The sequence below is a fragment of the Mucilaginibacter antarcticus genome (assembly GCF_042686155.1).
Lineage (GTDB): Bacteria > Bacteroidota > Bacteroidia > Sphingobacteriales > Sphingobacteriaceae > Mucilaginibacter > Mucilaginibacter antarcticus.
Window position 1 is genome coordinate 250,904 of the sequence record NZ_JBHUON010000003.1, and the last position, 17,034, is coordinate 267,937.

The window sequence follows — 17,034 nt, forward strand, 5'->3', positions numbered from 1 at the left end:
CATGCCCGCATTATTTATCTTTTTGCTCAAAGTAAACTTAGCGCTCATTATATTTTGCCTGGGTTATTACCTGGTGCTGCGCAAACTTACTTTTTATACGCTAAACCGTATATATTTGGTAGGCGCCATTGTTTTATCATCAGTTTACCCATTGATAGATGTGAATGATTTGCTTGCCGGTCACCAGGAGATAGCGGCGCCGGTGCAGGTAATTGCTATCAACTGGCAGGCATCACAGCAAATTATGGAGCAACCCGCCTACTGGCTATGGGCCATTATACTATTTTGGCTTGGTGCAGCGGTATTTGCAATGCGATTGTTAATACAATTTTTATCACTTTACAAACTCTATCGCAAATCTACGCCGGCCGTTATACAACAATATAGCGTGCGTGTAACTGACGCCGACATTAGTCCTTTCTCCTTCTGGAAGAACATCTACCTTAACCCCGGTAATATAGAAGCGGCCGACTTGAACAGCGTTTTAGAACATGAGCATGTGCACGTTAAACAATGGCATACGCTGGATATACTACTTACCGAATTCAGCGTGATATTTTATTGGTTTAACCCGGGTGTTTGGCTCATGAAACGAGCCGTGCGCGAAAACATTGAATTTATAACTGACCGTAAGGTATTGCAAAAAGGCACCGACACCAAAGCTTACCAATACAGCTTGCTACACGTAAGCATTGCCGGCACTACAACGGTTGGCATTAGCAATCACTTTAATTTTTCTACACTAAAAAAACGTATCAAAATGATGAACACAAAAAAATCTTCGAACCTAAACCTAACCCGGTACGCTGTACTGGTGCCAATGGTTGTTGTCCTGTTAATGGTTTTCAGCTTTTCAAAAGCAGAGCTGATCAAAAACAATCGCGAACAGCTGACTGAGTTTATCAGCGAAACAGTAAATATTAAACCTACAGAGCCTAAAAAAGATGAAATGATAGCACCTGCCGCAAAACGTTCAAAAATTAAATATCAAACAAGTAAGGACACGACCAAAATCGAATCAAAAGTTCAATTTTTAAGTATAAAAGGGATTAACTTACCTATCGGCGTTCCTTACGCTTTTTTTCCAAAAAACGATAACAAAGCTGCCGACACCGTCATAAAAACCGTGCCTACACGCTGGGAATACCGCCCTGACTCGGCTACAATCATCATTAACGGCAAAGTTGCAACACAGGAAGAACTTGCTAAGTTAGCACCCAACATAAAAGATATTCACATTCAGCAAGCAAATGGCCCTGCCCAGAAAGTAGTTGGCTTAAAAGTAAATGGCGAATTGAAATTTGTACAACAGCCCGTAAGTTTTTCATTTAGCTACAATAATGATAATGACACAACCTTCCGTGCCAGTAAGATCAAGGCCAATCAAAATGTTAACCTTAAAGAGTTTGCAGCAAACCCAACGGTAACTTACAGCTACACCGCGAAAAGCAATTTAAACAACAATCGCTCGGAGGCAACTACTATTGCGGGTAAGCTTACCATTATTGACGGCGAAGAAGCAACCGAAAAACAAATGAAAAAGTTACCGGCGTCAGAGATCGAAAAAATACAAGTAAAAGATGCCAATAAAGAAATGACCGACCAATATGGCGACAAAGCTAAAAACGGTGTAGTTTTTATTACCACAAAAAAGAATAAATAAACCTTATCACCTACCTATGATAGGCCGGGTTCTGAAAGGACCCGCCTTTTGTGTGATTTTTTGGTAAGTTTATAGGGCCAAGCTAAACAGAGGAGTGTATTTGACTAAAAATTAGGCCTATCTATGAAAATTGGTATATTAAATATTATCTTTTTGCTGATGGCGTTTTGTGCCTCGGCACAGCTTCGGCTGTCCGGGAGGGTAATCGACTCGGCTACTTTGAAACCGCTGCCTGATGCCGGCGTATATATTGCCAACACTACCTCAGGCACAAAGGCCAATGCCGAAGGCATCTACCGGTTTTCAAATTTGCCGCCGGGTGATTATACCTTAATGGTACGCTATGTTGGCTATACCACTAAACGGTTTGATGTCTCACTTACTAAAGACAACGAGGATTTTACAGTAGCATTGAGTGCAAAAAGTATTGATCTGAAGGAAGTAACGGTAAGATTGGATGCCGACTGGGCCAAAAACCTGGAGATGTTTAAGTGGGCATTTTTGGGTACTAACAATGATAAGCTATGCAGAATACTCAACCAGGAAGCGCTTAACCTTAAATTTGACAAAACGACCAATATCCTGCATGCCAGTTCTGACGATTTTTTAGACATCGAAAACTATGTACTGGGATATAAGCTGCGTTTCCTGGTGAAGGAGTTCTTAGCTAATTATGATACCCACAGAATGGGTTATGATGGGAATGTGACATTTGAACAATTAAAGGGTGACGGAACCTTTGAAGATCAATGGAAGCAAAACCGGGCGTATGCTTATGATGGCTCATTCAGGCATTTTTTAACCACTTTAAACCCGGGTGAGTATGTGGAAAGTAAATTCATTATAAAGCGACTCATAAGAACACCAAACCCGGCCCGTCCGCCCGATAGTGTGATCAGCAACAAGATCAAACTGTTATCTGAGCAGATAAAAAGCGGTACCGGTAACCATGCTACCGACTCGCTCAATAAATGGACCAGCTTATCAGCCAGGCCCCATTTAAATTATAAGCTTAGTAATGCCCCCGTTTCTACCGCGGAAATAGTAAAAACATCATCCCAACCGGGATTTAACGCTTTGCAATTTGATGGTAGTTTGTACATTATTTACAAAGGTAAACCTCAGGAAAATAACTTTGACAACCTGTATCGTTTTAACGAAGCAGGTACCTGGCAAGTTTCAGCCTTTAATTTGCAGGATCCTCAAAAACCGGTTTTGTATGATAAACGTGGAATAACTTTAACACGGAACAATTTGTATTTTGAGGGTGGATGGGATTTCAGGATCATGAAACTGTTACCGGAAGATTATATACCAGGTTGGTTTAATAATTAACTGGCCTCTGCCAGTTTCTCCTTATCCAGTATCTCTAACAAAACTTTTTCTGCCAACCTCAGTTCGGCTGCTTGTTCTTCCTTGTCTTCATCAAGTACATTGATATAGTTAAACAATTTCCCATCCTCATAAGTCTTTATTATGGTAGGATGCACATAGTATTTTTTGCAAACTGTGCGCGTATTGCCCAGGTTAATAGCAACCTCGTCAAGCACGCTGATTATCTTCCGTTTACATTCGGTAAGTGTTTCAAACTCGCCGGCTTCTTTAAAGGCATACAGGGCGCTCACACTACCTGCCCAAGTCCTGAAATCTTTAGCGGTAAAATCTTCGCCAGTGATGTTTTTTAGATACGTATTGATATCGCCTGAGCCAATAGTACAACGGTCGCCATTATCATTATAAAACTGAAACAGCTCCTTACCTGGGATATCCCGGCATTGCTTCACCAGTTTGGCCAGTTTACGACTTTGCAGCGACACTTTATGAAACACACCCTTTTTGCCTTTAAACTCAAAACGCATATTTGCCCCCTCTATCTTAACGTGCCTGTCTTGCAGGGTGGTAAGGCCAAAAGAGCCATACAGTTTTTTGTATGATTCGTTGCCTATACGGATGCTGGTCAGTTCCATCAGGCGCACCACCAGGGCCACCACTTTATCATGATCCAGATTTTTTCGGGCCAGGTCCTGATCTATTTGTTGACGGATGGCCGGTAAATGCGCGGCAAAAGTTTGCAAGCGATGATATTTGGATTGATTGCGGATTTTATTCCAATATGGATGATAGCGATATTGCTTGCGTCCCGCCGCATCGACGCCCGTAAACTGCAGGTGTCCGTTTTCATAAGGCGAGATCCAGACTGTAGTATAGGCAGGCGGAATAACCAGCTTATTAAACCGCTGGACGAGCTCTTTGTCTTTAACCACCTTGCCATCGGCATCCAGATAACTCCAGCCCGAGCCGGCTTTTTTGCGGGTGTAGCCGGGCGTTGAGTCGGCCACATAGCGCAAGCCTACCGCTATAGCGGTGGTTTTAGGGTCGCGACCAATTTTTTCGAGTTTTTTTACCAGGCGGTTCATGGGGGTAATAACCGTTTTAAATGAAATAAGTTTGGGACCAGGATTTTTATGATTAAGAGGTGTACATATTGCACGTTTAGCAATCCTGTAATCTTTTATCCTACAAATCTTAGTTCAGACTTAGCCGCGGGGACTCACTTGATGATCTCGAAAGTTGGGGACTGGACAGCAGTTTCCTTCTTTGGCGAAAAGGGGACATATAAAATTTGATTTGAATTTAAAGTCTTTACCTCGCTCTGACCAATAATGAAAACACTATTGCCAATTTTATACTTATTAATTCACATCAAACCATACAACTTATATGAAATACAATCTTTTAGGCAACACAGGCGTTTTTGTGTCCGAGATCTGTTTTGGTACCATGACCTTTGGGGGCAGCAATGGCGGCATTTGGAGCGACATTGGTAAGGTGCAGCAGGGCGAGGTTAACGATATGATGAAAACCGTTATCGATTCGGGCATTAACTTTATCGATACGGCCAATGTATACTCGTTTGGCGAATCGGAATCCTTACTTGGCCAATCCATCATTGATCTGGGTCTTAACCGTAACAGCCTCATTATAGCTACAAAAGTGCGCGGGCGTATGAGCAAAGATGTTAACGATGTTGGCTTAAGCCGTTTTAACATCTTTCAGTCTGTTGATGCCAGTTTAAAGCGGTTGCAGCTTGACCATATCGACCTTTTATATGTGCATGGTGCAGACCTGCTTACGCCTGTTGAAGAAACGGTGCGCGCACTTAACGATATCGTGTTAACGGGTAAGGTACGCTACATTGCCATTTGTAACTGGCCGGCCTGGATGGTGATGAAAGCGCAAGGCATCGCCGAAAAAAATGGCTGGAATAAATTTGTTGGCCTGCAGTACTTCTATTCGCTTTCGGGCAGAGACATTGAACGCGAAATTGTGCCTTTAGCACAGGATCAAAACCTGGCTATCATGCCGTGGAGCCCGTTGGCAGGTGGTTTCCTTTCCGGCAAGTATACGCGTTCAAACGAGTCGACCGGCGACTCACGCCGGGACAAGTTTGATTTTCCGCCTATCAACAAAGAGCAAGCTTATGATATAGTTGATGTTTTGGGCGATATCAGCAAAGAACATCAGGCATCGGTAGCACAAGTGGCTTTGGCATGGGTGCGCTTGCAGAAGGGCATTACCAGCACCATTATTGGCGCAAAAACCATTGACCAATTAAATGATAACCTCAAATCAATTGAGATTACCTTAACTGATGGCGAACTGAAACGCATTGATCAGATCAGCGCATTACCACCTGCATATCCCGGTTGGATGGTGGAAAGACAAATGGGCGACCGCCTGGTTAAGTAGTTTACCAATCAATAGTTCATCGGTATACTATATACCGATGGACTAATTAGCTAATGAACCAATTACCTTAACAACATGTTCCACCTGCTCAGGCTGCACATCCAGATGCAGCACAAAACGGATCCGGTGTTTATCTGTCGACATAGCCTGGATGCCTTGCGCTGCTAATTTTTGCAGTACAGCTTCGGCAGTGTCAATGGTGTCAAATAAAACGATATTGGTTTCAACAGGTAGCACCTGGCTTACTGCAGATGATTTGGATAGCGCTTCGGCTAATATAGCAGCATGGGCGTGATCAGTCTTTAACCTTTCTACATGATTATCTAAGGCATAGATAGCCGCAGCAGCTAAAAAGCCAGCCTGGCGCATGCCACCACCTAATACTTTGCGGATACGGCGGGCGTATTTTATAGTTGCTTTGTCTGCCAGCAGTACCGAGCCTACCGGTGCACCCAAACCTTTTGACAAGCAAACCGAAATACCATCGAAATATTGACCATAACCTACAGCCTTATCGCCCGTATGGGCAAGGGCGTTAAAAACCCGCGCGCCATCTAAATGCAGCTTAAGGCCTTTTGCCCGGCAAAGCTGAGCAATGGGATTGATCTGTTCTAATGTATAACAACTGCCGCCACCTTTGTTTACCGTATTCTCTAACACTACCAGGCTGGTATGTGGGTAGTGTATATTATCCGCGTTGATCTCGGGCTCAATCATGTCAGCAGTAAGTATGCCGCGGGGGCCATTCAGCAAACGGGGTGATACAGCCGAATTAAAGGCTATGCCCCCACCCTCGTAACGGTAAACGTGCGCGGTTTGGTCGGCAATCAACTCGTCCAGCGGTTGGGTAAAGCATTTAATGGCTATTTGGTTAGTCATGGTGCCCGACGGGCAGTAAATACCAGCTTCCATACCAAACATGGCCGCCGCTTTTTCCTCCAGGGCGTTTACGGTTTCATCTTCGCCAAAAACGTCGTCGCCTACTTTGGCGTTAAACATGGCATTTAACATGCCGGGCGTTGGTTTTGTAACGGTATCGCTGCGCAGATCGACAGTAATCATATTAAATTTGTTAAAAATGCGTTATTTGTATTTTTGAATCTTATGCGTCCAATTTTAATCATTTTATTCTTGATGTCGCTGTTTCTAACAGCAAAATCACAAAACTGGCAGCCGGGGGCTTTTTACGATGTTAAAGGCACCAAAAGCACCGGACTAATCAGCTTGTATCCCGGCGGTAAGGGGCCCATTAAAGATGAAGCCTTTATTGGTTATAAAGAAGATGCCAAAGCACAACCCATGACCCTAAGCGCCAGTGATCTGCGGTCGTTTGTTGCAGGCCGCGATAGCTTTATTGTGGCTGCCCCACAGGGTTGGTCAAAATACCGACTGGATTTTGTACATGTTGCTGTTGATGCGCCGATACGCTTGTTTGCCGTTATTGGCGGAAGCAACAGCGGTGGCGGCGGCGGCTTTAAGCCGGGGATCAGCATTGGCGCGGGTGCCGGTACAGGCGGTGGTTTTAACGGTGGCGGCGGTTTTGGCGGCGGCATGAGTGGTGGCATCTCTATACCGATTGGCCGTAACAGCGGCGGTAGTGGCGGTGGTGGCCACAGCGGCAGGGCACTATACTTTTATGGCGTAAACACTGCCGAAATGAAACCCGTCACTGACGAAAACTTCGTAGACGTAATGACCGAGATTATGGGCGATGAGCCCGACGTGGTCGAAAAAATCCAAACCAAAAAATTCGGTACAAAGACAATTAGCAAATTGATTGAATATTATTACCAGGTGGCAGCATCGCACTAAAACTTAACGGCGCTTTTAATAAAAGGGAAACGATTTGCAAACCACCTGCTTTTACTCGCCTTTTACTGGCAAACTACTGCTGTTTTACTGCTGTATAACTAGTTCTGCACTACTAGTTTACCGTCTTTTTCTACGAATTTTTCTGTTAAAAGCTGATAAATAATTATCCCCCAAATAACTATCACCGGCCAGGCTTTCACGGAGTACCTGGCGATGTATGGCTCGCGGATAAACCTGGGCATGGCGTCTGTTAGTCCCAGTCCGGTTATCACCAACGTTAGCACGATCAGGATGATATTGGTGGTGGTGTAAGGCTTGTCTTGCACCAGCATCCAAATGAACACGCCCATTACGGCAATGATGAAGGTAGGATGTTCTGCCCCGGTGCTAAATATCACTATAAATATCAAGGCCGATGCCAACATCATTATTCGGTATTTAAACGATTTGTACTGGCTAAATCTCAGCAATGGCAGCAGGTACAATATAGCCCCGGCTATGATAATCGGCGGGTTGGGTATATTGATATTACCTGTAATACGGCGCACTACCCCCATCACGCAAATATCCTGCGAAGAATCGAAATAGGCGTTCAGGCCCACCTTACCATGCAGCGCGCTCAACCATTGCGGGTAGGAATTAAGCACAAACTCAGGGCTGCTAATCAGCATTGGCAAGGTAAAAAACACAACCGACCAAACTGCTGTCCATACCACAAAGCGGCCTTTGTTCTTCGAGAACAGGAAGAAAGTTAACCCTATAACGGGGTATAGCTTTATCAGCGCGCCAAGCACGATAAACAGGGTCGCCCATTTCTCGCGCCCCCGCTCCACCAGTATAAAGCTTAGCAATATTATGCCCGTTATGGCAGGGTTAGCCTGCATGTAAAAGATAGAATTGGCGTATTCTATAGCACAGAGTAACAATAGCTGGGTTTTCTGCCGTAGCGTGAAAGGCAGCAGGTGTACAGCTACCAATATCATTATCGCGTTAGCTACCTCCCACAGCAAAAAGCCCCAAAAGTGTGGCAATAAGGCCGATGGCGCTATAATAGCCGTAAAAAGCGGACCGTAAAAATACTCGTCGCCGTACTCTTGCGGGTAAAAGCCGTACAGGGTTTTCTCCTCGCGGGCGTGGCCGTATGATGCTCTGAAGATCTTGTAGTTATTGTCAATATTACGCGAGTATTTGAGCACACTGGTGAATATCGCCACAGCAATATACAAAACCCACACCCATTGATAACCGGTTAGCTTGAGGACCCTTTTTGACATGTTAGCAATTATACATAAAAATCAGACGCTAAATATTCTGGGCGATAACAAAGCCGCTGGCCCAGGCCCATTGAAAGTTATAGCCACCTAACCAACCGGTAACGTCAACACATTCACCACCGAAAAACAGGCCGGGTACTTTCTTTGCTTCAAGCGATTTTGATGATAGCTCATCGGTGGATACCCCACCACGCATCACCTCGGCTTTATCATACCCCTTATCGCCGGCGGGCTTAACCTTAAAATTATGGATCAGATCTTCTATTGTTTCCAGGTCGGCTTTACTTAACGATGCCAGGTTTTTATCAATAGGCAAATACCCTTCTAAAGCCTCGGCAAACTTACGGGTGTATATGGTAGCTAAGTAATTAAGCAGGCTTTTCTTACCGTTTAGCTCACGTTCCTGTAGTATTAGTTCGGTTATATTTTCATTGGGCAACAGGTCAATATTTATAAACTCCCCGGCTTTCCAGTACGATGAAATCTGCAATATGGCTGGCCCGCTTAATCCCCAATGGGTAAAAAGGATATTCTCTTCAAAGCTTGCCTGGTCGTTCCACACACGGCAAAATATAGCGTTGCCTGATAACTGCTCATACCATTGCTGATCTTTACCAGTGATGGTTAGCGGTACCAGCGCGGGGGCGGTATCTACTATCTTCATCCCAAACTTACGGGCGGTGCGCAAGCCAAAATCTGTAGCGCCCATTTTTTGTATGGGCAGGCCACCGGCTGCTATAATCACATTAGTAGCACCTACCCGCACTTCTCGGCCGTGCTGCTCATACACAACCTCAAAACCGTTTCCTGTTTGTTCAACGCTCTTAACCTCAGCTTCGCACTTAATTATCTGACCAAGATCATGACACAGATCTGTAAAAATTTTGACAACATCGCGGGCCTTATCGCTGGTCGGAAAGAGTTGACCTAAGGTTTTCTCCTTACCGCTAACGCCATAAGTTTCAAAAAAACTAACGGTATCATCAACCGTCCACTGCGCAAACGCAGATTTTACAAAGTGCTCATTTTGAGATATAAACTGTTTTGGTGATGAGTACAGATTAGTGTAATTACAACGCCCGCCACCACTAATGAGGATTTTGGCGCCTACCTTATCATTCTTCTCTAATATCAGCGTGCGCTTGCCTAAAAAGCCGGCTTGCACGGCGCACATTAGTCCGCAGGCACCTCCGCCAATAATTATAGCATCAAAATCTGTTTGTTTTATTAAATTTGTCGACATGGGCGAAGTAGCGCAAATATCTGAATTTGGTAAGATACTTATCTTTTTAATTGTCGGAATTATCGCCGTAGGTGCTTTATTTTTTGTAAACCGCCTTATAGCCCCTCATAATCCTACTGCCGAGAAGTTAACCACGTACGAGTGCGGCGAGGAACCTACCGGTAATGCCTGGCTACCTTTTAACTCACGTTTTTACGTTATTGCCCTGGTATTTTTGTTGTTTGATGTGGAGATGGTTTTCATTTTTCCGTGGGCTACAGTATTCGGCAGTCATGAAATTGCCGCTGCCGATGCACGCTGGGGATGGTTCTCACTGGCAGAAATGTTTATCTTTTTGGGGATATTGATACTGGGCCTTGTTTACGTTTGGTGCAAAGGCGACTTGGATTGGATAAAACCAAAAGTTGAGTTACCAACCAGTAATACTAACATACCGGCATCGTTGTATGATCATGTAAACGCAGAACAAAGCGTATTTAAAGTTCGCCCATTTGATACTGAGACCTTGCTGCCGCAATCTGTTTTGGCCGCTGCTGCCGCTCCACCGACAGACGCGGTGCCGATAAGAAAACCAATGTTTAAACCAGCCTTTAAAAAACCAGCCGATGAGTAACGATATAAACAGCGAAGGCGGTGGCGTTATTGTCACCAAATTAAACGATTTGCTTAACTGGTCGCGTTTGTCATCATTGTGGCCAATGGGTTTTGGTATCGCCTGCTGCGCGATAGAAATGATGGGCGCATACGCATCCACGTATGATCTGGACAGGCTTGGTGTTTTTCCAAGGCCATCGGCCCGTCAGTCTGATGTTATCATTATAGCCGGCACCGTTACCTTTAAAATGGCCGAGCGTATTAAACGTTTGTACGAGCAAATGCCCGAGCCTAAGTATGTAATCTCTATGGGGTCCTGCTCAAACTGCGGCGGCCCTTACTGGCAGCATGGCTACCACGTGGTTAAAGGCGTTGACCGGGTTATACCTGTGGATGTTTATGTACAAGGTTGCCCCCCACGCCCCGAAGCTTTGATTGGCGCCATACTTGAGTTGCAAAAAAAGATAGCGGGTGAGCAGCTGATTAGCGTTTAAAATTACGAGTTGACACATACTTCATATCAAATTCCTTATCCATTTTTGAAAGATTAACGGTAAACTTGCACAATCAATGAAAGCATTTTACGGAGATCTGAAACTTGGAATTTTAGGCGGTGGACAACTGGGCCGCATGCTAATACAACAAGCCATTAATTATAACGTAACCGTTAAGGTACTTGACCCTGACCGCGAGGCACCTTGCCGCAAACTATGCGACGAGTTTACCGTAGGCTCATTAGGCGATTACGAGACCGTTTACAAGTTTGGCAAAAAGGTAGACCTATTGACGATAGAGATAGAAAAGGTTAACGTAGACGCGTTGGAGCAGCTTGAAAAAGAAGGTGTATTGGTTTATCCACAGCCCCGCGTTATTCGCCTGATACAGGATAAAGGTTTGCAAAAGCATTTTTTTAAAGAAAACGATATCCCTACTGCGGATTTTAAGCTGATATCGAATTTGAAGGACTTGAAGCAAAATGGCTTTGAATATCCATACATGCAAAAGTTAAGGCGCGATGGTTATGATGGCCGTGGCGTATACAAGGTGGTTGACGAAACTTACCTGCCAAGCGCCTTTACCGAGCCCAGCCTTATTGAACGTTTAGTTGATTTTGAAAAAGAGATAAGCGTCATAGTAGCCCGTAATGAGAACGGCGAGGTAAGCACCTTCCCTTTAGTTGAGATGGAGTTTAACCCGCAGGTTAACCTGGTGGAGTTTTTAATATCGCCATCTACCCTATCCTTTGAAATACAGCAAGAAGCAGAACGCCTTGCTAAAAAAATAGCCGATGACCTTAAAATTGTTGGCTTGCTGGCTGTAGAGATGTTTTTAACCAAAGATGGCGAGATACTGGTAAATGAGTTAGCTCCACGCCCACACAATAGTGGCCACCAAAGTATTGAAGGGAATGTGGTGTCGCAGTTTGAGCAACACTTACGCGCAATATTTAATCAGCCGCTTGGCGACACCACCTGCCTGAGCAATGCCGTAATGATCAACGTTTTAGGCGAAGAAGGCTATGAAGGCCCGGCCGTATATCAGGGTATTGAAAAGATACTAAAATGCCCGGGCATATATGTACATTTATATGGCAAAGCGCTAACAAAACCCTTCAGGAAAATGGGGCATGTCACTATCGTGGATAATGACAGGGAGAAAGCGATAGAGAAGGCTAGATTTGTGCAGAATACTTTAAAAGTGATTAGTTAAATTAGTTTATAGTCGATCGTCAATAATCCGTAGACGAAATATCAATAACGCAAAACTATTGACCATCGAATGGTCTATTGACAAAATATGAGCCAACCAAAAATAGGAATCATCATGGGCAGTAAATCGGATCTTCCGGTAATGCAGGACGCTGCTGATGTATTAACAGAATTAGGTGTCGAATACGAGATCACCGTGGTATCGGCACACCGTACGCCCGACCGTATGTTTACTTACGCCCGCGAAGCCGCCGGCCGTGGTATCAAGGTAATTATTGCCGGTGCGGGTGGCGCTGCACATTTACCGGGTATGGTGGCATCGTTAACGCACTTACCTGTTATTGGCGTACCGGTAAAATCAAGCAACTCAATTGATGGGTGGGATTCTATCCTATCTATACTGCAAATGCCTAATGGCATCCCCGTAGCTACTGTGGCGCTAAACGCTGCTAAAAACGCGGGCATATTAGCTGCACAAATCATATCTATTGCTGATGAAGCAGTGGTTAAAAACTTAATCGACTTTAAAGAAACGCTGAGAAGGAAAGTTGAAGAATCGGCTGCCGAGATGGAAGCTGTTAAATAAGAACAAATCACATTCATAAAAAAACCTCATTATTAATTAATGAGGTTTTTTTATTGGGGAAAGTTTTAGCTTCTATTCGAACACTACTGTTTCCGGACCGTATATTTTTTCAACGTGACATTTACAATCGCCTGATATTAAATAAGTAACGCTTTTTGTTTCGCCGGTAGCAGGGTTTGTGGCCGATATTATTACCTCATCGCCAACAGCGGCAAATTTGCTTTTCATGCTATCATCAGTAACAATGTAATAGCTTTGAGTAGCTGTTGTTGTTTTAGCAGGCGTTACACTTTCTTTAGTTCGTTTGTTTGTTGCCGAAAACGCTTCAATATTGATAGGCTGCCCTTGCTTGTTATTGAAATATATGCCTATTGAATCGAAGGATTCCGTGCAAGCAATCACATCGCAACCAGTTGCTTGTGGCTTCTTTTTACTGCAGGCCATGCAAATCAGCATAGCCGCTGTTAAAACAGATAATTTTTTAAACATAACATTCATTTATAATCAGATATAAATTTAGGAATAGTAAGGCAGACAATCAAACGAAATTATTGTAACAAAGCGAAGATTGAGGCATTGCGCCTTTGCAAGCGCAACACCACAACCTTATTAAATTCCTCACTTTTCATAAACGCTCCCGATATGCATAGCACTACAAGTGCGGGATGTTTAGTCGAATTTTATAGTTTGCGGGCCGGATAGTTTTTCTATATGGCAATTACAGCCGCCGGATATTTTAAACGTGGCTGTTTTTGTTTGGCCGGTAGGCGCATACGTTGCGCTTACTACAACTTCATCGCCATCGTTTGAAAATTTATCCTTAGCGCCATCATCAGTAATTGCATATTGTCCCTTTACAACCAGGTCATGCTGATTTGTGGGTAAAACACTCTGCTGTGTACGTTGGTTTACTGCAGTAAAGTTTTGTACTGCCACAGGGTTTCCGTCTTTATCGGTATAATTTACCTGTAATATGGCAAACGATAGCGTGCAGAGACCGGTACCGCACCCGCCTACTTTTTCTTGTTTCTTTTCACACCCTAAGAGGCTGACGATCAGCAATAACGCAAATAGTTTCTTTATCATATCATATTGGTTTTCAGGTTAAAACTTACGACAACCAATCACTGATAAATTATTAATTCAGCTGCGGGTTCTCGGGGAAGTTTGCAATATGGGCGTAACGATTACCTAAACTAATCACTACCTCTTTCCACATGTTTTGCTCTGAAACGGAGAAGATGGTGCTAGCGCTACACTTCTCGGCAATAATCCAGCTATTTTCTTTTATCTCGCCGTCCAGCTGGCTTGGTGTCCAGCCCGAATAGCCCATAAAAAATCGGACATCGTTTTCATTAAGGCTATAACTTGATATCAATTCTTTAATTTGTTCAAAATCACCTCCCCAATAAATGCCATCACAAATTTCAATGCCACCATCAATTTTATCTGGTACGCAATGTATAAAATGCAGGGTGTTGGCCGCTACAGGCCCACCAAGGTAAACGGGGATTTCTGAATATGAAATATCGGATAAGACATCACCCAATAGATAATCGCTTTGATGATTTAAAATAAAACCCATGGCACCACTGTCTGCATATTCTGTAAGTAAAATTACAGAACGCTTAAAGTTTGGGTCCAGCATAAATGGTTCTGATACCAATAATCGCCCTGCTGCGGCTGTGATAGAATTTAACATAACCCTGTTTTTTTATTATGACTAAATTAACAATACAAAGTAAAATATGTTCATAATGGCCAATTTATAGCTCATATGTTAAACTTACGGCATAATTAATTTGTAAGTTTGCGGTAGATGAATCAAGAAGAATTACAGAATTTAAGGCAAGACTATACGGCAGCATCGCTAACCGAAAAGGAAACTTCACAAACTCCGTTTAAGCAGTTTGAGAAATGGTTTGACCAAGCTATAGAGGCCAAGGTACTTGAGCCAAATGCCATGACATTAGCCACAGCATCGGCGGATGGCCGCCCATCTGCCCGGGTAGTTTTACTAAAAGGCGTTGACGCCAATGGCTTTGCTTTTTACACCAACTATTTAAGCCGGAAAGGTAAAGAGCTTACCAAAAACCCAAATGCCGCAGTTGTATTTTTTTGGGGCGAGTTAGAGCGCCAGGTACGGATAGAAGGTACCATTGAAAAACTGGGCAAAGAGCAGTCTGAAAAATACTTCCACTCGCGCCCGGTTAGCAGCCAGATAGGCGCGCTGGTATCGCCGCAAAGCCAGGAAATTGAGGACCGTAAGGTACTTGAAACTAAAATGGCTGAATTGGAAGCCGAATACGCAGGTAAAGAGATACCCAAACCATCATACTGGGGCGGATACATTTTAAAGCCCCGCCTTGTTGAATTTTGGCAGGGCCGCAGCAGCCGCCTGCACGATAGAATAGTTTACAAAAAAATTGATAATAAAAACTGGAAAAAAGTACGTTTGGCGCCATGAGTTTTGACGACATTAAGTTATTGCTTACCACTAAGTTTGGTACTGAGGTACTTATTGGCGAAGAATCGACTGGCTTACAATCTGCTCTGATTATTGCAGCCGACCAAATAGCTAATGTTTGCCTTGAGTTGCGTAATAACCCTAAAACTTACTTTGATTTTTTAGCCTGTTTAAGTGGCATAGATTATGGCGCCGAGAGTAATCGCTTTGGTGTTGTATACCATTTAACTTCCATCCCATACAAACTTACATTAACTTTAAAGGTAAGTAAGGAAACCGATCGCAATGGCGATGAACTGCCTACCTTCCCTAGCGTCGCGCAGGTATACCGTACTGCCGACTGGCACGAACGCGAGGCCTTTGATCTGGTAGGCATATTTTTTGAAGGCCATCCGGACTTACGCCGCGTCCTGCTACCGGATGAATGGCAAGGTTTTCCCCTAAAGAAAGATTACAAGGCTGCCGAATATTACAAAGGCGTGCCAATTGAATATCCACCGCAGCCGTCAGATCCTAATTTACAGATCGAATACCCTACCTATAAGCCGCTACTGCCTAAATACACCCGTGCATTAGATGCTTATGACTTAAAGATAGCCTCTGCAAGCGTGGAAGACATGGTACTTAACATGGGGCCGCAACACCCGTCTACACACGGGGTTTTGAGGCTGGAGCTGATAACCGATGGCGAGATCGTGAAGGAGGTTATCCCACATATGGGCTATCTGCATCGCTGCTTTGAAAAGCATGCTGAGTCGCTTACGTACCAACAAACCATTCCTTTTACCGATAGGCTGGATTACCTGGCGTCAATGAATAACAGCCATGCCTGGGTAATGGGCGTTGAGCGCATGCTAGGCATTGATAAAGATATCCCTAAACGGGTTGAATACATTCGCGTGCTGGTTTGCGAAATGAACCGGATAGCGTCGCACCTGATTGCAATTGGTACTTATGGCATCGATATAGGCGCCTTTACACCGTTTCTGTGGTGTTTTAAGGACCGCGAGCATATCATGGGTATGCTCGAGTGGGCGTCAGGCTCACGCATGTTGTATAACTATATTTGGGTGGGCGGATTATTTTATGATCTACCCGTTGGTTTTGAAGAGCGCTGCCGCGAGTTTATAGAATATTTTAAGCCAAAGCTGGTTGAGCTTAATCTGTTATTAACCGATAACCAGATATTCGTCAGCCGTACAGCAAACGTTGGCGTTTTGCCACGCGATGTGGCCATTAATTACGGATGCTCCGGCCCTTTACTGCGAGGCTCGGGCCTTAAATGGGATTTGCGCCGTATTGATAATTATTCGGTCTACCCGGAAATTGATTTTGAGATACCGGTAGGTAAAGGTGAAATGGGGACCACAGGCGACTGCTGGGACCGCTATAAAGTGCGTGTTGATGAGGTTGAGCAATCTGTCCGCATTATGGAACAGTGCTTGGATCGACTACAGAAAGAACTAAAACGCACAACGGATTTTGACCCGCGCGCCAAACTACCCCGTAAACTTACTCCAAAACCGCAAGACTACTACGTACGCTGCGAAGGTGCCAAAGGTGAACTGGGTTTTTACTTTATGCACACCGATCCACGGTCTGAAGTACCATTTCGTGCCAAGGTACGGGGGCCAAGCTTTAACAACCTGTCTGTACTGCCTGAGCTTGCTAAAGGGGTTATGATAGCCGATTTGATAGCAATAGTAGGCAGTATTGATTTTGTGTTGGGCGAGGTTGACAGGTAGTCTGAACCCGGATTTTTAAGATTGAAAAATTTCCTTGAAATCAAAATATCATGGCAATCCAACAAACAAGAATATAATAAAAAAGGCGCTTTACAGCCAGTCATGGTCGGAAGATTAATCTTCCGACTTTTTTGTTTTGAAGGATTTGGTTTTATTTGATATAGATATCTGAATATCAAATATTTATCTTG

General features: G+C 44.0%; 17 protein-coding genes and 1 pseudogene. 11 read left to right on the plus strand and 7 right to left on the minus strand.

Annotated elements, in window-relative coordinates; genetic code table 11:
- The first annotated feature begins 1 nt into the window (after nucleotide 1).
- Nucleotides 2–1,663 carry a M56 family metallopeptidase gene (locus ACFSYC_RS04740; RefSeq protein ID WP_377124060.1) on the plus strand — a complete coding sequence of 554 codons (1,662 nt, stop codon included), beginning with the start codon at nucleotides 2–4 and terminating at the stop codon, nucleotides 1,661–1,663.
- 123 nt (nucleotides 1,664–1,786) lie between these two features.
- On the plus strand, nucleotides 1,787–2,998 hold the full coding sequence (locus ACFSYC_RS04745) for a carboxypeptidase-like regulatory domain-containing protein (RefSeq protein ID WP_377124062.1): 1,212 nt from the start codon (nucleotides 1,787–1,789) through the stop codon (nucleotides 2,996–2,998).
- Here ACFSYC_RS04745 and ACFSYC_RS04750 read toward each other — a convergent pair.
- Complete coding sequence (locus tag ACFSYC_RS04750; protein WP_377124064.1) at nucleotides 2,995–4,080, minus strand: DNA topoisomerase IB; 1,086 nt, start codon at nucleotides 4,078–4,080, stop codon at nucleotides 2,995–2,997. The genes ACFSYC_RS04745 and ACFSYC_RS04750 overlap by 4 nt on opposite strands.
- Before the next feature lie 304 nt (nucleotides 4,081–4,384).
- Here ACFSYC_RS04750 and ACFSYC_RS04755 point away from each other — a divergent pair, with 304 nt between their 5' ends.
- Nucleotides 4,385–5,413, plus strand: a complete 1,029-nt coding sequence (locus tag ACFSYC_RS04755; protein WP_377124066.1) for an aldo/keto reductase — start codon at nucleotides 4,385–4,387, stop codon at nucleotides 5,411–5,413.
- A 42-nt stretch (nucleotides 5,414–5,455) separates the two neighbouring features.
- Here the strand turns inward: ACFSYC_RS04755 and ACFSYC_RS04760 are convergent, their stop codons facing one another.
- Entirely contained in the window at nucleotides 5,456–6,475 is a 1,020-nt protein-coding gene (locus ACFSYC_RS04760; RefSeq protein ID WP_377124068.1) for a threonine aldolase family protein, read from the minus strand.
- A 72-nt stretch (nucleotides 6,476–6,547) separates the two neighbouring features.
- Between ACFSYC_RS04760 and ACFSYC_RS04765 the strand changes: the two genes are divergently transcribed.
- On the plus strand, nucleotides 6,548–7,225 hold the full coding sequence (locus ACFSYC_RS04765; RefSeq protein ID WP_377124070.1) for a hypothetical protein: 678 nt from the start codon (nucleotides 6,548–6,550) through the stop codon (nucleotides 7,223–7,225).
- A gap of 98 nt (nucleotides 7,226–7,323) precedes the next feature.
- Here ACFSYC_RS04765 and ACFSYC_RS04770 read toward each other — a convergent pair whose 3' ends face one another.
- The gene (locus ACFSYC_RS04770) at nucleotides 7,324–8,499 is read right to left on the minus strand and encodes a glycosyltransferase family 87 protein (RefSeq protein ID WP_377124072.1); all 1,176 of its coding nucleotides are present in this window, start codon (nucleotides 8,497–8,499) and stop codon (nucleotides 7,324–7,326) included.
- A gap of 28 nt (nucleotides 8,500–8,527) precedes the next feature.
- Nucleotides 8,528–9,742: a BaiN/RdsA family NAD(P)/FAD-dependent oxidoreductase gene (locus ACFSYC_RS04775; RefSeq protein ID WP_377124074.1), complete on the minus strand. Its 1,215-nt coding sequence runs from the start codon at nucleotides 9,740–9,742 to the stop codon at nucleotides 8,528–8,530.
- On the opposite strand from ACFSYC_RS04775, the gene ACFSYC_RS04780 reads away from it, so the two are divergent.
- From ACFSYC_RS04780 to purE, 4 genes are all read left to right on the plus strand, one after another.
- The gene (locus ACFSYC_RS04780) at nucleotides 9,741–10,355 is read left to right on the plus strand and encodes an NADH-quinone oxidoreductase subunit A (protein ID WP_377124076.1); all 615 of its coding nucleotides are present in this window, start codon (nucleotides 9,741–9,743) and stop codon (nucleotides 10,353–10,355) included. The two genes, ACFSYC_RS04775 and ACFSYC_RS04780, sit on opposite strands and share 2 nt — an antisense overlap.
- Nucleotides 10,348–10,830 (plus strand): NADH-quinone oxidoreductase subunit B, encoded by a 483-nt coding sequence (locus ACFSYC_RS04785; protein WP_377124078.1) that lies wholly within the window; start codon nucleotides 10,348–10,350, stop codon nucleotides 10,828–10,830. The genes ACFSYC_RS04780 and ACFSYC_RS04785 overlap by 8 nt, the downstream gene beginning before the upstream one ends.
- A 76-nt stretch (nucleotides 10,831–10,906) precedes the next feature.
- A complete protein-coding gene (locus tag ACFSYC_RS04790; RefSeq protein ID WP_377124080.1) occupies nucleotides 10,907–12,046 on the plus strand; it encodes a 5-(carboxyamino)imidazole ribonucleotide synthase in 1,140 nt (379 codons plus the stop codon).
- 87 nt (nucleotides 12,047–12,133) lie between these two features.
- Complete coding sequence (gene purE / locus ACFSYC_RS04795) at nucleotides 12,134–12,631, plus strand: 5-(carboxyamino)imidazole ribonucleotide mutase (protein WP_377124082.1); 498 nt, start codon at nucleotides 12,134–12,136, stop codon at nucleotides 12,629–12,631.
- A 72-nt stretch (nucleotides 12,632–12,703) separates the two neighbouring features.
- Here the strand turns inward: purE and ACFSYC_RS04800 are convergent, their stop codons facing one another.
- The 3 genes from ACFSYC_RS04800 to ACFSYC_RS04810 all read right to left on the minus strand — a co-directional run bounded on the left by ACFSYC_RS04800 (nucleotide 12,704) and on the right by ACFSYC_RS04810 (nucleotide 14,333).
- Entirely contained in the window at nucleotides 12,704–13,120 is a 417-nt protein-coding gene (locus ACFSYC_RS04800) for a hypothetical protein (RefSeq protein ID WP_377124084.1), read from the minus strand.
- A gap of 180 nt (nucleotides 13,121–13,300) precedes the next feature.
- Nucleotides 13,301–13,717 carry a hypothetical protein gene (locus tag ACFSYC_RS04805; RefSeq protein WP_377124086.1) on the minus strand — a complete coding sequence of 139 codons (417 nt, stop codon included), beginning with the start codon at nucleotides 13,715–13,717 and terminating at the stop codon, nucleotides 13,301–13,303.
- Between the two features lie 52 nt (nucleotides 13,718–13,769).
- Entirely contained in the window at nucleotides 13,770–14,333 is a 564-nt protein-coding gene (locus tag ACFSYC_RS04810) for a YqgE/AlgH family protein (protein WP_377124088.1), read from the minus strand.
- A 117-nt stretch (nucleotides 14,334–14,450) separates the two neighbouring features.
- Here ACFSYC_RS04810 and pdxH point away from each other — a divergent pair, with 117 nt between their 5' ends.
- The 3 genes and pseudogenes from pdxH to ACFSYC_RS04825 all read left to right on the plus strand — a co-directional run bounded on the left by pdxH (nucleotide 14,451) and on the right by ACFSYC_RS04825 (nucleotide 16,843).
- Nucleotides 14,451–15,098, plus strand: a complete 648-nt coding sequence (pdxH, locus tag ACFSYC_RS04815) for a pyridoxamine 5'-phosphate oxidase (RefSeq protein ID WP_377124090.1) — start codon at nucleotides 14,451–14,453, stop codon at nucleotides 15,096–15,098.
- Nucleotides 15,095–15,556: pseudogene (locus ACFSYC_RS04820) on the plus strand (NADH-quinone oxidoreductase subunit C); the annotation flags it as partial. The gene pdxH and the pseudogene ACFSYC_RS04820, both read left to right, overlap by 4 nt.
- A 159-nt stretch (nucleotides 15,557–15,715) precedes the next feature.
- Nucleotides 15,716–16,843 (plus strand): NADH-quinone oxidoreductase subunit D, encoded by a 1,128-nt coding sequence (locus ACFSYC_RS04825; RefSeq protein WP_377124098.1) that lies wholly within the window; start codon nucleotides 15,716–15,718, stop codon nucleotides 16,841–16,843.
- Nucleotides 16,844–17,034: the final 191 nt, after the last annotated feature.

What these genes read in the sequence shown, in the direction of transcription:
- ACFSYC_RS04770 (WP_377124072.1), bottom strand. Translation starts at nt 8,499, where the DNA reads ATGTCAAAAAGGGTCCTCAAGCTAACCGGTTATCAATGGGTGTGGGTT.
- ACFSYC_RS04765 (WP_377124070.1), top strand. Translation starts at nt 6,548, where the DNA reads ATGTCGCTGTTTCTAACAGCAAAATCACAAAACTGGCAGCCGGGGGCT.
- ACFSYC_RS04825 (WP_377124098.1), top strand. Translation starts at nt 15,716, where the DNA reads ATGGTACTTAACATGGGGCCGCAACACCCGTCTACACACGGGGTTTTG.
- ACFSYC_RS04740 (WP_377124060.1), top strand. Translation starts at nt 2, where the DNA reads ATGCCCGCATTATTTATCTTTTTGCTCAAAGTAAACTTAGCGCTCATT.
- ACFSYC_RS04790 (WP_377124080.1), top strand. Translation starts at nt 10,907, where the DNA reads ATGAAAGCATTTTACGGAGATCTGAAACTTGGAATTTTAGGCGGTGGA.
- ACFSYC_RS04800 (WP_377124084.1), bottom strand. Translation starts at nt 13,120, where the DNA reads ATGTTTAAAAAATTATCTGTTTTAACAGCGGCTATGCTGATTTGCATG.
- ACFSYC_RS04785 (WP_377124078.1), top strand. Translation starts at nt 10,348, where the DNA reads ATGAGTAACGATATAAACAGCGAAGGCGGTGGCGTTATTGTCACCAAA.
- ACFSYC_RS04810 (WP_377124088.1), bottom strand. Translation starts at nt 14,333, where the DNA reads ATGTTAAATTCTATCACAGCCGCAGCAGGGCGATTATTGGTATCAGAA.
- pdxH (WP_377124090.1), top strand. Translation starts at nt 14,451, where the DNA reads ATGAATCAAGAAGAATTACAGAATTTAAGGCAAGACTATACGGCAGCA.
- ACFSYC_RS04750 (WP_377124064.1), bottom strand. Translation starts at nt 4,080, where the DNA reads ATGAACCGCCTGGTAAAAAAACTCGAAAAAATTGGTCGCGACCCTAAA.
- ACFSYC_RS04745 (WP_377124062.1), top strand. Translation starts at nt 1,787, where the DNA reads ATGAAAATTGGTATATTAAATATTATCTTTTTGCTGATGGCGTTTTGT.
- ACFSYC_RS04760 (WP_377124068.1), bottom strand. Translation starts at nt 6,475, where the DNA reads ATGATTACTGTCGATCTGCGCAGCGATACCGTTACAAAACCAACGCCC.
- ACFSYC_RS04780 (WP_377124076.1), top strand. Translation starts at nt 9,741, where the DNA reads ATGGGCGAAGTAGCGCAAATATCTGAATTTGGTAAGATACTTATCTTT.
- purE (WP_377124082.1), top strand. Translation starts at nt 12,134, where the DNA reads ATGAGCCAACCAAAAATAGGAATCATCATGGGCAGTAAATCGGATCTT.
- ACFSYC_RS04755 (WP_377124066.1), top strand. Translation starts at nt 4,385, where the DNA reads ATGAAATACAATCTTTTAGGCAACACAGGCGTTTTTGTGTCCGAGATC.
- ACFSYC_RS04805 (WP_377124086.1), bottom strand. Translation starts at nt 13,717, where the DNA reads ATGATAAAGAAACTATTTGCGTTATTGCTGATCGTCAGCCTCTTAGGG.
- ACFSYC_RS04775 (WP_377124074.1), bottom strand. Translation starts at nt 9,742, where the DNA reads ATGTCGACAAATTTAATAAAACAAACAGATTTTGATGCTATAATTATT.